This is a genomic window from Chelatococcus asaccharovorans (genome assembly GCF_003201475.1).
In the GTDB taxonomy this organism is placed as follows: Bacteria; Pseudomonadota; Alphaproteobacteria; order Rhizobiales; family Beijerinckiaceae; genus Chelatococcus; species Chelatococcus asaccharovorans.
In genome coordinates this window covers 30,200-44,142 of record NZ_QJJK01000005.1, presented here as the reverse complement: position 1 = coordinate 44,142, position 13,943 = coordinate 30,200, and the positions used below count along the sequence as shown (strand labels likewise).

The window sequence follows — 13,943 nt, the reverse complement described above, 5'->3', positions numbered from 1 at the left end:
TCATCGGCGCTTGGTTACGTTGGCGAGATAGATCGCGCCGTCCGGCCTTGGTTTCCAGTCGACCCGCGTGCTGACGCCGTATATCCCGTCAGTGCTATAGAGGAAGGTCACCGGCGCAAGGTTGTAGAGCGTCTTGTTGAGCGCGTCGTAAGCGGCCTGGCGTGCATTCCGATCGCTCTCCCCGCGCGCCTTGGCTATCGCGGCATCTGTCTCCGGTGAACTGAAGTACATTCCCCGACGCGTGCCATCAAGCTCCAGCCCGAGGGCAAAATCGGCATCCATCAGGAGATTGTTGTTGGACCGTATAATCACCTGGCCTCGGCCCATCTTCCCAGACTGCCAGGTATCGACAAAGTAATTCGGGTCGAACCGCGTCGTCACCTTGATACCGACATCCGAGAGAAACGAGGCGATGCTTTGCTGGACCGGGTTGAGCTCCGCACGGAAATTATAGAATTCGATTTTCAATGGCCTGGAGCTGTCGTATCCGGCTTCACGCAGAAGCGCCTTAGCCTTATCCGGATCGAAGGGGTACGGCGATACCGCCTTTGTGTATCCGAAGACGCTTTTCGAATAAACTTGACCGACCGGGGTCGCGAAACCGCCAAGGAGCTGCCGAGCGATGGCGGTCCTGTCGATCGCATAGTTCAGAGCTTGACGAACTCTTGGATCGGCAAAGGGCCCTTCCTTTGTATTCATGCTCAACCAGAAGGTCTGATTACCATCGATCGATTGAACAGCCACGTCGCGTGAAGACTTCAATGCTGCAGTCAGATCGGATGTGACTTGTGTTGCAATGTCGATCTCCCCGCTCTGGAGGGAGCTGATCTGCGTTGCGGGCTCGGCGATAAAGCGAAACTCGACCTTGCTCGGGATCGGTTTGTCACCGTGATAGTCGCAATTGGCGGTAAGCACGACGCTATCGCCCATCGTCCAGCTGTCGAGCTTGAATGGCCCCGTGCCGACAGGCTTCTTGCCGAATTCAACGTTACCGACCTTGTCGATGACGCTCCTGGGCGTAATGTAAATAATTGTCGCAAGGCTCTTGAGAAACGAGCTATCGGGCTGTTTGAGCACGAAGTTTACAGCGTGATCACCTTTCGGCGTCACGGATTTGATATTGCTGACATAGCTGCGTTGCTTCGAAGCTAATTTCTGATCCTTCACGATGCGATCGAATGTCGCGACGACATCGGCGGAGGTGAAGGGAGAGCCGTCATGAAACACCACGTCTTTTCGGAGCTCGATCTCATAGGTCAATGCGTCGGGCTGGCTGTAGCTGACCGCCAGATCCGGCTGGAGCGTCATCGAATCGTCGAGTTTAAAAAGGCCATTGAACATGTTCCGACTGATCTGCGCGAACATGACGAGGGTGTCGTAGTTCGGATCAAGGGTATTCGGTTGCGTCGGCCAGAGGAGATTGACGCTGACAGGTTGTCCCGATCCGCAGGCGACGCCGTTGCTCGCGCCCTGGGCTCGACCGCCGGTCGCAGCGCCGGCCGTCAGAATTACTAAACTCGCGGCCGCAAACCATCGGTATCCCGCCATGCTATGGTACCCCTCTTTTCGTTGAACGTTGTGGTTGAAATATTGCTTCAGTCTCATTGCAGTCTAGCGAGATCAGATATTCCGTATCATGGGCGCGAAGCGTGTCTCAGCGCTTGCGGTAACGGGTGGCGTTCGAACGCCGCCGGCATGTCCGGCACAGCGGCCCGCAGCGCCTTCGTATAATCCTGGGTCGGTCGGTCAATGACATGCGTCGCCTCACCGGCCTCGACGACCCGGCCCTGCTTCATCACCACGGCGCGGTCGGCGATCTGTCGCGCCAGAGCGATGTCGTGCGTTATGAAAAGGTATGTGAGCCCTTCCGCATTCTGGATATCCATCAACAATTGGACGATCTGGGCCCGCACGGAGACATCCAGCGATGTCACGGGCTCGTCGCAGATGAGCAGCTTTGGCCGTAGGGCAAGGGCCCGGGCAATCGCGATGCGCTGCCTCTGGCCACCCGAGAATTGATGCGGATAGCGGTCCCCGTGAGAGGCTTTCAGGCCGACCATTTCGAGGAGCTCGATCGCCTGGTGGCGCAGATCCGCCTTCGCGCTCGATATGCGATTGATAAGAAGGCCCTCGGTAACAAGGTCCGCGACCTTCATGCGCGGATTCAGCGAGGCATAGGGATCCTGGAAGACCATCTGGATGTCACGGCGAACCGTTCCCCAGGTCTTCGCGGTGGCGCCGACAAGTTCGTGACCATTGAAGAGAATGCTCCCGCTATCGGGAGCGATGAGACCAGCCACGCAACGTGCCAGCGTCGATTTTCCACTCCCTGATTCGCCGATCACGCATATGGTCTCCCCTTCGCGCGCGGACAGGGACACGTCGTCGAGGGCGAATGGCGCGGTCGTCCTCCCTTTGCCGCGGACGAAGGAGTGTCGAACGTCGGTGACCTTCAGGAGGTCGTTGCCGGAAGAGGTGCCGCCGGGCCTGCGCGCGCCGAGAGGGGCCCGCGGCGGGGCTTGAAGCGTCGGTATCGCTTTCCAGAGCTGCTGCGTGTAGGGATCGGTCGGGTTCCTCGCGACCTGGTCGGTCATGCCATATTCGACGACCTTGCCATCGCGCATGACGACGATCTCGTCTGCGAGGCTCGCGACAAGCGCGAGATCGTGACTGATAAAAAGAAGAGATGTATCGAATTCACGAACGGCGTCGCGAAGAAGGTCGACGATTTGCTTCTGAACGATCACGTCCAGCGCGGTCGTTGGCTCATCGGCCACGAGAAGGGCGGGCTTGCAGGCCAGTGCCATCGCGATCATGACGCGCTGGCGCATGCCTCCCGAGAGTTCGTGCGGATAGCTGTCGTAGATCGCGCGGCTGCGCGGGAGACCAAGCCGCTCGAAAATCTGCACGACCCGCGCATGCACCTGCCCGCGGTCAATATTTCCCTCGTGAATGCGGATGGATTCTGCAACTTGCTCGCCGCAGCGCCGCACCGGGTTCAACGCGGACAGCGGATCCTGAAAGACATAGGAGATGCCTGCGCCACGAATAGAGCGGAGATCGCCTTCCGGCATCGTGACGAGGTCGCGACCACGAAACTCGATTGCGCCGTCTATGACTGCCTTGGCGGATTTAGGAAACAGGCGCGTAATCGCGAGCGATGTGACGGATTTGCCCGAACCGCTTTCTCCGACAAGACCCACGGTCGCCGAGCGGGCGATCGTGAAGGACACATCGGAAACAGCGCCGATTTCTGCGTTCCCTTGGCCGAAACGCACAGAGAGGTTCCGAACAGACAAAAGCGGGGGCGCTAAATCTGGCTTTGGCAGCTTTGTCTCAGGCATTCTGATGTCCATATCTCTGTTCGTTCCGCCCTGTTCCATTCGGGACAATTGGCCTGAGGTGGCGCGGAGCGGCTTCGTCTCACGTCTCGGAATGGAAGACTTAGACCGGATAGCTTAGTGAAACTATTCGGAATTATGAAGATTAAGAAATACCTCCGACGTTGAATGGAGTGAATTGAAGTATAGAATGCCACGCAGTGATCCGTTGATTGCCTTCATAAGATAACCCTCTCATTCTTATATTTTTTGGTAAAACATACAGGGCATGTCGCCACGCCAACCAATTGGAATTCGGCGACATTGATTGGCTGCGCCTATCAATCGGCGGCAAGCGGACGTATGGCGACGCCGCGATTCAAACCGGCAGGGCGGCATGTATTTCTCCCACGACGTCAGGAAGCAGATCCCGCTTCTCGAAGGCTTTGACATTTGATCTGGAGCCCGATGTCCGGCGGGACACCCATGTCAAATTCGCTACAAGCGCAAGCTGATCTTATACGGAACCACCGTGTCATTCCGGGGTGGGCCGAAAGGCCCGAGCCCGCAACCCAAGAGCACCATGCTCAACCGGTTCCTTACGGTGGAGGCTCCTTTTCCCGGGCGGCGGTCTTGCGCGGCGCTCCCCGCATATGTGATGGGTTCAGCCGCAACGACCACAGGGTGGAGACCTGAGATGCTCGAAATACGGGAAGGACAGCGTCTGAGTGGCGCCGCCCGGCGGCTCCTCGACTATGTCGAGCACCATCCGAACGCGGTTCTGGTCAGCTCCGCGCTCGATCTGGCGGGCAAAATCTCCTCTTCCGACGCAACCGTGATCCGGGCGATCCAGTCGCTCGGCTTCGACGGACTGCCCCACCTCAAGGCCGCGATCGCCCAGAAGCTCGACGAGGGGGCCCGCACTCCGGTCGAGAAGGTCGGTGTAACCCTGGGCGAGCTCACCCAGGAGCGTAGCCGGACGCCGTTCCAGCTCGTTGTCGGCGCCTATGCTCACATGCTCGACAGGCTGTCCCGCTCTCCCTTGTCAGAGCAATTGGAAGCTGCGGTGCGGCTTTTGAACGCTGCCGATCGGATAGGCCTCTATGGAGGGGGCCCGCCCGTCCGGCTCGCGCAACAAACAGCGACGCATCTCGGCCGCATAGGCCGATCCAGCTTTGTGATGGAGGCCTCCGGCCACACTTTTGCAGACCAGCTTCTCGGTCTTCAGCGCGGTGATGCCGTCATCCTCATCGCCTATGGCAGGGTTCTCAAGGAAAGCGTGATCCTGAAGTCAGAGCTTCAGCGGGTCGGCGGACAACTCGTCGTCATCACGGACAATCCGGGCGGTCAATTGGCCGAGGGCGCACAGGCCGTTCTGGAAGTCCCGCGGACCGAGGTCGGCAACATGACGCTCTATGGCACGATCCTGCTGACCCTTGAGACCATTGTCCTGTCGCTCACCCAGCTGAGCCCCGAGCGCGCCATGGAGACGGCCCGCCGCCTGAGTGATCTGCGCGATGAATTGAAGCGCGGTGCGTAGGAACCCAGACGGGGCGTGAGCGTAATCATTACTACGTCAACATTTGACGCGGGGCGAAGCCCGTCCGCTGCGGCGCGATACAAGCATGAAGAACAGCGCGATCGCCCGAATAAGAATCCATTCTTAACTTGTTTAGAATTGTTTTAATTTACTTTAGAATGACTTTAACTTGCTTAAAGCGATTTCAACTTGATTGAGATGTTCAGAAATGGTAGCTGACACTACGTCAGGGGATGATCGGGTCTCGGCCTGAGGCTGCGATGTGTCGGGCGTGAATGGGCTGAACGGAACCGACAGCTCACGCGCGGCACCGCGATCATGATCCAGTCAGAGTTCAGGAGCCGTTTCATGATTACCAGAAGAGCGGTTCTCGCCGCCTCCCTCGTGCTCGGCGTCGCCACGGCCGCGTCAGGTTCCTTTGCATGGGCAAAGGGGGACCGCGTCCTTGAAATCGTGTCGCCGCGTGAGATCACCAGTCTCGATCTCGGCGATACCAGCTACCATTTCCGGCGACTTCGGGTTGCCGAGACGCTGGTGACGATCGACCCCGAGGGCAAGCTCGCTCCTGAACTTGCCGAGAGCTGGTCGGTCAGCGATGACGGACTGTCCTGGACGTTTGTCATTCGCGATGGCGTGAAATTCCATGACGGCTCGCTTCTGACGCCCGAAATCGTCCGCGTCGCGATCGAGGCGATGCGCAAGGCCAACACCAATTCCGAACTGGTGTCGAAGCTGCCGATCGCCGATGTCCGGGTCGACGGTCAGGCCGTGGTGGTGACGCTGGAGCGCCCGTTCAACCTCGTGCCGGACTTCTTTACGGACGGTCCCGCCGTCATCCTGGCGCCGTCGTCCTTCGCTCAAGACGGCACCGTGAAGCAAATCATCGGCACCGGACCGTATCGGATCAAAATCGGGGGAAAGACATCGGTCGATCTCGAGGCCTTTCCGGACTACTGGGGCGAGCAGCCTCATATCGCGCGGGTTCATTTCACCGGGGCGACATCGCCTGACACGATCGCCAATATGGCGGAGGCGGGACAGGCCGATCTCGTTTTGGGTCTGTCGCAGGTCTTGCGCGATCGCGTCGAAGGCAGCGGCCGGGTCAGGGTGAAGCAGGTTCAGACTGCGCGCATCAACGGCGTTTTCGTCAATGCCGCAGATGCGCGCTTCGACGATCCCGTCGAGCGTCGCGCGCTGTCCCTCGCTCTCGATCGCCAGGGTATCGCCGTCGCGCTCTTCGGCAATCCGAAGGCCGCCGCCAACCAATTGCTCTCGGTGGCCTTTCCGGGCTGGCACGATGCCAGCCTGCCGCCGATCCGACGCAATGTCGAGGAGGCCAGGCGGCTGCTCGCCGAGGCTGGCTGGAAGCCGGGATCGGACGGCATCCTTGCGAAGGATGGGACGCGCTTCGCGTTCACGATGATCGTCGGGAAACAGCCCGAAGTGGCCTCTTTGGCAGAGGCGATCCAGGCACAACTCGCCGAAATCGGTATCGAGGTTAAGCTGCAAAACGGCAACCAGGGACAAGTCCTCGAGTCCGTCTCCAAAGGCACGTTGGTGCTAGGCATGACCCGGCGCAACTACGGCGCCGTGCCGGATCCGGTCGCCACCCTGATCCTGGACTTTGCCGAAGCCAGCGCAGGCTCATCCCCTTGGAGTGGCGTCAACTATCACAATCCCAAGTTGGAAAGCGCGCTGAACGCGTATATCGCCGCCCGGACCAAGGAAGAGACCGCGGCCGCCCGTGACCAGATCTTGGCCGTGGTCAATTCCGACCTGCCGGTCATTCCGGTGGTCTGGTACGACTACAATGTCTCGATCTCGGATCGGGTCAATTTCGACAGCGTGCCGATCGATGCCCTGGAAGTCAGCTTCTGGATCGATCGCGTCCGATGGGCCGAGTAGCGTAATGCCTGCCCGCCGCATCGCCGGCACGGTTGCTGGTCATGTGTTGGCGGCAATAGGGGTGGCCATTGCGGTTGCCACCCTCGCGTTCATCGCTGTCCAGGCCGCGCCAGGCGATGTGGCTTTCCGTATTGCCGAGGCCCGCTATGGCGAACGCATCTCCCTGCAGACGGTCGACCGCGCGCGTCAGGCGACGGGACTGGATCAGCCCATCATCGTGCAATATGGACGGTGGGTCGGCTCGGCCATGACGGGCCAGCTCGGGCGGTCGATGGTCAGCGGTCGCCAGGTCGCCACGGAGGTCTGGCGCAGCTTTCAGACGACGCTGAGCATCGCCGTCGTCGGCGTCAGCCTGGCCCTCGTCGCCAGCCTGGCGATCGGCTTTGCGGCCGGGATGCGGCGGGACGGCCTTGTCGATCGGATATTTCTCGTGGTGTCTGCGGTCCTGTCGTCCGTGCCGTCATTTCTCCTCGGGATCATCCTGATCACCATCTTTGCCATTGGTTTGCGATGGCTGCCGGCTGCCGGCAACAACCGGCCCGGATATTTTATCCTCCCTGCATGCACGCTGGCCCTGGCGCTCCTGCCGGATCTATCGCGGGTTGCTCGCAACGCCGTGGTTCGCACAATGCAGGATTTCTATCCGACCTATGGGCGGATCAAGGGGCAAAGCTGGCTGCGGATCGTGTTCGCCCATGCGCTGCGGCCGACGCTCGTGCCCGTCATCGCTTATTTCGGACCGCTGGTGGCCCACACGATCGGCGGTCTCGTCGTCATCGACGTGCTGTTCAACCTCGATGGCCTGGGGACCCGGCTGATCGACAGCGTGCTCGCTGCCGATATCCCGATGGCCATGGGGGCGGGGCTGCTCATCGGCATCTCTGTGGTGGTCGTCAACGGCATCGCCGACATCGCGGTGCAAGTGCTCGACCCGCGGCTGTTCAACGCGCAGCCGCGACCATGACCGCGCCGTCGCTCGATGAAGGCGCGGTGACGCGACGGAGCCGACCGCCCCTCGCCATTGTACTGTTCGGCTTCCTCCCGCTCGCCGCCATGCTGCTGCTGGCCTTGCTCGGGCCGCTGCTTCTCACGGTCGACCCCAACCGCCAGGCCCTCAGTGCCGCCTCGGCGCCGCCGTCGGCCGCATATCGGCTTGGCGCCGACAATCTTGGCCGGTCGATTGCAGCCCGGGTCATCGCCGGGGCGCGCGTCTCGCTCGGCATCGCCGTCGCTGGTGTGATCGCCTCGCTGGTGACGGGGCTGGCGCTTGGATTTCTGGCGGCATTTCATGCGGGGTGGATCCGGCAGGTCGTCATGCGCCTTTCCGACGTGATCATTGCCTGCCCCGGCCTGTTGTTCGTCATCCTGATCTCGGGGCTGTTGGGCGGCGGCATCGGGCCGATCCTCTTCGGCCTCTGGATGTCGCAATGGCCGGGCTTCGCCCGTCTCACCGCCGCCACTACGGCCCGAGAACTCGCCACCGATCACGTCGAGGCCGCGCGTCTGCTCGGCTTCGGTCGGGGCTATATCTTCCGCGCACATGTGCTGCCGGCGATCACCCCTTACCTCACGTCGCTCGGAGCCCTGACCGTTGGCGCCAACGTCCTCACCATCTCGTCGGTGGGCTTCCTGGGGCTCGGCCTGCGACCGCCGGATGCCGAATGGGGCGCGATGATTGCCGGAACCATGACCTTCTTCCGCACCTCCCCCCATATGGTGCTGGCGCCGGCAGCGGCCATCCTGATCTGCACGCTCTCGGCGACGCTGATCGGCGAATACTACAGTGCGCGCCGCTAGTGGTTCTGCTCCGACATTTGCATGCGTCTGATACGGGCCTTGGAGCCAATGTCGGAGTCAAGAGAACCACTAGGATGTTTATGATTCTAGTGGAATTTTCGAATTCGACATTCGGTCTCGCGGCCGATATCGAGCGGGCTCCGAATGTCGAATTCATTCCACTAGGGGATCGAGGAGATCGCCTGAGTGAGCACCCTTGCCGTCGAACAGCTGACAATCGCGACCGCCGATTGCGTCATCGTCGAGAATGTCTCGCTCAGCGTCGCTGCCGGCGAAATCCTGGCCGTTCTGGGTGAGACAGGCAGCGGCAAGAGCTTGATCGGCAGCGCCATCATGGGCCTCATCCCGAAGGGCGTATCAGTCTCCGGTCGGATCGTCGTCAACGGTCGCAGCTATGACGCAGCGGACTCGCATGCGCTGAGAACGCTCTGGGCAAAAGACCTTTTCCTGCTGCCGCAGGAGCCGCTCAATGCGCTCGCTCCGCTGTTAAGTGCCGCGGCCCAGGTGGCCGAGCAGATCAAGGCACCTTTTGCGGGAGCCGATGCGGCAGCCGCGTTGTCCGCCATGCAGCTCGATCGCCAGCATCATCGCAAGCGCCCCTTCGAGCTTTCGGGCGGCATGGCCCAGCGGGTCATGGCCGCCATCGCCTCGGTTACCCGCGCCGGTATCGTCTTGGCCGATGAACCGACCAAGGGCCTCGATGCCGACAGACGCGACATCGTCGCGCGGGCCTTCAGCACCTTGCGCGAGCGGGGGCGGGCCATCCTCTTGATCACCCACGACATCGCCCTGGTGCGGGCCCTGGCCGATCAAGTCGCCTTCCTCGACGAACGCACCATCATCGAGAGAGGCGCCGCCTCCACGGTCCTGTCATCGCCCGGCACCGCCTACGCGCGCCGCTATGTGGCGAGTGATCCCTCGACCTGGCCGGCGCGGCCCTATGAGCGCTCGCGCTCCGCCAAAGTCATTGAGGCGGATCATCTGCGCATCGGCATCAACGGCAAGGTTCTCGCAGACGATCTCACCTTTCACTGCCACGCCGGACACATCGCGGCACTGCTCGGCAGGAGCGGCATCGGCAAGACCACGCTCGGCCGCACGCTGCTTGGGTTGACGCCGCCGCTCAGCGGCACGATCCGCCGGCCCCATGGCAATGGCGGCGTGGCACTCCAGAAGCTGCATCAGGATCCGACGCGGGTGTTCTCACCCTGGCAGTCGCTTGGTCAGAGCCTCGAGGACATGCGACGCCTGCCGGGCGGAGATCAGGCCCTCCGGCGGGTGCCGGCACTGCTGCAGCGCTTCGGCCTGGCGCGCGACCTCCTTCTGCGGCAGCCGCATCAGATCAGCGGCGGAGAGGCGCAGCGCGTGGCGCTCGCCCGCATCCTGGCGCTCAAACCCAAAATGCTGATCGCCGATGAGCCCACCTCACGCCTCGACCCGCCGGTGCAGGAACAGGTCATCCGCTATCTGCGAGACGTTGCCGACGAGGACGCGCTCGCAATTCTGCTGATCACTCATGATCGCGCTTTGGCCAACGCAATGGCCGACCGGAGGATGGTGATGGCAGCCGAGGCTTGTGCCCCCGCCAGGCTCCTTGATGTCACACGGCCTCACCCTGCCTCGCGATCACCTGATTTGTAGTTATCACTACAAAGCGGGCTTTTATGGCCCGATTTTGCGTAGTAAATACTGCGATCAGTTCGCATTTGGAATGAGTCATGCATTTCGACGCTCAACTCTGGGCAGCCACAAAGGGTTTTCGCCCCCGCATCGCGGCCGCGATCGCCATTGGTTTTATCTCCCTCGCTCTTGGAATCGTGCGATTCGTCATTCTCGGGTGGCTGATCGCACGTCTTTTCGAGGGGGCGGCCCTGTCCGAGCTGGCAATTGCCATCACGCTGCTGCTTGCGGCGATCGCTGCACGCATGGGTCTCGAATATGGGCGCGCCATGGTGGCGCATGGTACCGCCGCGCGCATTCAGGATCGCTTGCGGCTCGATCTCTACGATCAGATCGTACGGCTCGGCCCCGCCTGGCTCGCTGAGCGCCGCACCGGCAGCATTGCCCTTTCGACGATCGACGGGGTCGAGCAGCTGCAGACCTTCTTCGGACAGTTCCTGCCGCAGCTGGCGATCGCGCTGCTCGCGCCGATCCTGCTGTTCGCCATCCTCTCCTTCTGGGATATTCCCGTGGCCGCGGTGATCTCGGTCGCGGCTATCCTCGCCCTGATCCTTCCTGTCGTCCTCAAGCGTATCGGCGAAGAATCGACGATGCGGCGGGTGCGCTCCTTCAAGGCTTTCGGCGCAGATTTCCTCGATGCCGTGCAGGGGCTGCCGACCCTCAAGTCATTCGGGCAGGGCGCGGCCTTCGGCGAGCGCCTGGCGCGCAAGGCGCATCAACTTGCCGAAAGTACCCTGTTCGTGCTCCAGGCCAGCCTGATGAGCCGCGCCCTGACGGACCTTGCCATCGCCGGCGGTGCTGCCGCGGCGATCGCGCTAGGGGCTTGGCGCGTCCGTCATGGTGAGATGAGCATCGAGGCGCTGCTGATCGTGCTCATGGCCGGCACCGAAGTGTTCCGCCCGCTGCGCGACCTGCGCTCGCTCCTCCATCGCGGCATGGTGGCCAACGCCGCCGCCGTCGGGATCAAGGCCTTGCTGGAGGCGGTGCCGCCACGCCAGGTCCGGCAGACCGACGCGACGCCGCAGCTTCAGCCATCGCTCAGCTTCGACGACGTTCGCTTCCGCTATTCCGACGAACGTGGCGAGGCGCTCAAAGGCGTCTCGTTCGAGGCCAGGGCAGGCGAGCGCATTGGGATCGTCGGCTACAGCGGCTCGGGCAAGTCAACCATCGTCAAGCTGCTGCTGCGGTTCTACGATCCCGACGCCGGCACCATCCGCATCGGCGGCCAGGATGTGACGACGCTGTCAGCCGATCATGTCCGCGACCAGATTGCAGTGGTGCAGCAGGACACATACCTCTTCTACGGGACGGTCGAGGAGAATATCCGCATTGCGCGGCCCGACGCGACCGGCGAACAGGTCGAGGCGGCGGCGCGCGCCGCCAATGCGCATGGTTTCATCACCGCCTTGCCGCAAGGCTACGGCACCATCATCGGTGAGCGGGGCCAGCGCCTTTCCGGCGGCCAGCGCCAACGCATCGCCATAGCGCGTGCCGTGCTGCGCGATGCGCCGATCCTCGTCCTCGACGAGGCGTTGTCGTCGGTCGACGCCGAGAATGAGAGCATCATTCAGGCAGCCCTCGACGACCTCGCAAAGACGCGCACGACCATCGTTCTCGCCCATCGCCTGTCGAGCGTGATCGATGCCGACCGCATCATCGTTGTCGCCGATGGGCGCATCGCCGACAGCGGCACGCATGCCGCGCTGATCGGCCGGGACGGACCCTATCGGCAACTGATGGCGGAGCAGATCGACCTGCGCGAGGGCGATCCTGTGATCGACTTCACGGCCGCCGCTACGCCGGCCGCACGTGGCGCTGCCGTCACGCCGACCTCGGCGGCGGATCTCGAACCGACCAAAGGCGAGAGGATCGCTGAAGCCCTCACGCCGTTCCAGACGCTCGCGACGCTCTTCGGCCTTATCAGGCCGTGGCGCCGGCAGTTGCTCCTCACGGTCGGCTCAGGCGTGGGACGTGTCTATGCGCTGATCGGTGTCAGCATACTCAGCGCGCTCACGGTGGCTGCCGCCAAAGCGGGCACGCCCTTTGGCGCCTATCTCGGCTGGATGGCCGCCCTCGTGCCGCTTGCGGCCTTCCTGCAATGGAACGAGTCCTGGCGCTCCCACGACATGGCCTATCGCCTGCTCGCGCAGATGCGGGTCGATCTTTACAAGCGCCTCGAAAAGCTCGCGCCGGCCTATCTTCTGAGGCGTCGCTCGGGGGATCTCGTCTCGCTGGGCACGCAGGATGTCGAGACCGTCGAGTATTTCTTCGCGCATGTCGTGGCCCCGGCGATGGTCGCGCTCACGGTGCCGCTGACGGTGCTGGCCGCGCTGGCCTTCCTCGCCTGGCCGACGGCGCTCGTCCTGCTGCCATTCCTCGCCTACGCGGCGCTGTCACCGGTTTTCGAGCGGCGCAAGGTGGATATGCTCGGCGGCCGCGCCCGCTCGGAGCTGGGCGGCCTCAATGCCTTCGTGGTCGACACCGTGCAGGGACTGGGCGAACTCATCGCCTTTCGCGCCATCGCCACACGCCGGCAGGCCTTCCAGGCGCTCATCGCCGATTATCGCCGCACGCGCGTAGCCCTCAATGCCGACCTGTCGTTCCAGGCCGCCAAGCATGAGGCGGTTGCTGCCCTCGGTTCGGCATCGGTGCTCGCCACGGCGGCCTTGCTGATAAATACGCACGCCTTCGAGCCGGCCCTTCTGCCGCTCGTCGCGCTGTTGTCCTCCGCTGCCTTCGTCCCGGTGTCCGAACTTGCCCAGGCGGCCAGGCAACTTGCCGATTCGATCGCCTCCACGCGGCGTATCTATGCCGTCCACGCCGAACCCGTTGCGGTGGTTGATGGGCCAAACCTGCTGCCGGCTGCCACCGGCGGTTCGTCGATTGCCTTCTCCGATGTCACGTTTTCCTACGACAAGGCGCGGCCCCCGGTGCTCGAGAGCATCGATTTCGCGGTGCCTGCCGGTGCCCGCGTCGCGGTGGTCGGCTCATCCGGTGCCGGCAAGACGACGATTGCCAACCTGCTGCTGCGCTTCTGGGACCCGCAGCATGGTCGCATCGCCATCGACGGTCTCGACCTGCGCGACATCAGGTTGGATAGCCTGCGCGAGCATATCGCGCTGGTCGCGCAGGATACCCATCTGTTCAACGCCAGCCTCGCCGAGAACATCCGCATCGCGCGGCCCGATGCCTCTGCGGACGACCTGCAGCGCGCCATCGCGCGCGCCGCGCTGGGTGCGTTCGTCGCATCGCTACCAGCCGGCCTCGAAACCAATGTCGGCGAGCGCGGCGTCCAGCTCTCCGGCGGCCAGCGCCAGCGCATCGCTATCGCCCGGGCCTTCCTCAAGAACGCGCCGATCCTGATCCTCGATGAGGCGACGTCCCATCTCGATGCCGCGAGCGAGGCGCATGTCCGCAGGGCGCTCGATGAGCTGATGGTCGACCGCACAACCATTGTCATCGCCCACAGGCTTTCAACGATCCGCTCCTCGGACGCAATTCTGGTGATGCGGGACGGGCATATTGTTGAACGCGGAACCCACCGCGACCTTATGAACGCGGGGGGATTCTACGCTGAGCTGGTCCGTCACCAGGCGGCCGGGTCGGCGCGGGGCGGATATGCCGCGGTCGCGGCCCAATGAAGGGGGCTTGGGGATGTCGTGGGACACCGCGGTAGCCTGCGCCCCTATCCTCTATCCCGC

At 62.7% G+C, this 13,943-nt stretch carries 8 protein-coding genes; 6 read left to right on the top strand and 2 right to left on the bottom strand.

Annotated features, from left to right (window positions below; translation table 11 throughout):
* Positions 1 to 1,548 (bottom strand): ABC transporter substrate-binding protein, encoded by a 1,548-nt coding sequence (locus C7450_RS12430; RefSeq protein WP_170147228.1) that lies wholly within the window; start codon positions 1,546 to 1,548, stop codon positions 1 to 3.
* 86 nt (positions 1,549 to 1,634) lie between these two features.
* Positions 1,635 to 3,278, bottom strand: coding sequence for a dipeptide ABC transporter ATP-binding protein (locus tag C7450_RS12425; RefSeq protein WP_170147227.1), 1,644 nt, complete (start codon positions 3,276 to 3,278; stop codon positions 1,635 to 1,637).
* A 739-nt stretch (positions 3,279 to 4,017) separates the two neighbouring features.
* Between C7450_RS12425 and C7450_RS12420 the strand changes: the two genes are divergently transcribed.
* The 6 genes from C7450_RS12420 (at position 4,018) to cydC (ending at position 13,883) form a co-directional block, all read left to right on the top strand.
* Entirely contained in the window at positions 4,018 to 4,860 is an 843-nt protein-coding gene (locus C7450_RS12420; RefSeq protein ID WP_170147226.1) for a MurR/RpiR family transcriptional regulator, read from the top strand.
* A 348-nt stretch (positions 4,861 to 5,208) separates the two neighbouring features.
* Positions 5,209 to 6,765, top strand: a complete 1,557-nt coding sequence (locus C7450_RS12415) for an ABC transporter substrate-binding protein (protein WP_170147225.1) — start codon at positions 5,209 to 5,211, stop codon at positions 6,763 to 6,765.
* Positions 6,766 to 6,769: 4 nt separating this feature from the next.
* Complete coding sequence (locus C7450_RS12410; RefSeq protein WP_170147224.1) at positions 6,770 to 7,729, top strand: ABC transporter permease; 960 nt, start codon at positions 6,770 to 6,772, stop codon at positions 7,727 to 7,729.
* Entirely contained in the window at positions 7,726 to 8,562 is an 837-nt protein-coding gene (locus C7450_RS12405; RefSeq protein WP_110374780.1) for an ABC transporter permease, read from the top strand. Before C7450_RS12410 ends, C7450_RS12405 begins: the two co-directional genes overlap by 4 nt.
* 186 nt (positions 8,563 to 8,748) lie before the next feature.
* On the top strand, positions 8,749 to 10,203 hold the full coding sequence (locus C7450_RS12400) for an ABC transporter ATP-binding protein (RefSeq protein WP_110374779.1): 1,455 nt from the start codon (positions 8,749 to 8,751) through the stop codon (positions 10,201 to 10,203).
* 77 nt (positions 10,204 to 10,280) lie between these two features.
* Positions 10,281 to 13,883: a thiol reductant ABC exporter subunit CydC gene (gene cydC, locus C7450_RS12395; protein ID WP_110374778.1), complete on the top strand. Its 3,603-nt coding sequence runs from the start codon at positions 10,281 to 10,283 to the stop codon at positions 13,881 to 13,883.
* Positions 13,884 to 13,943: the final 60 nt, after the last annotated feature.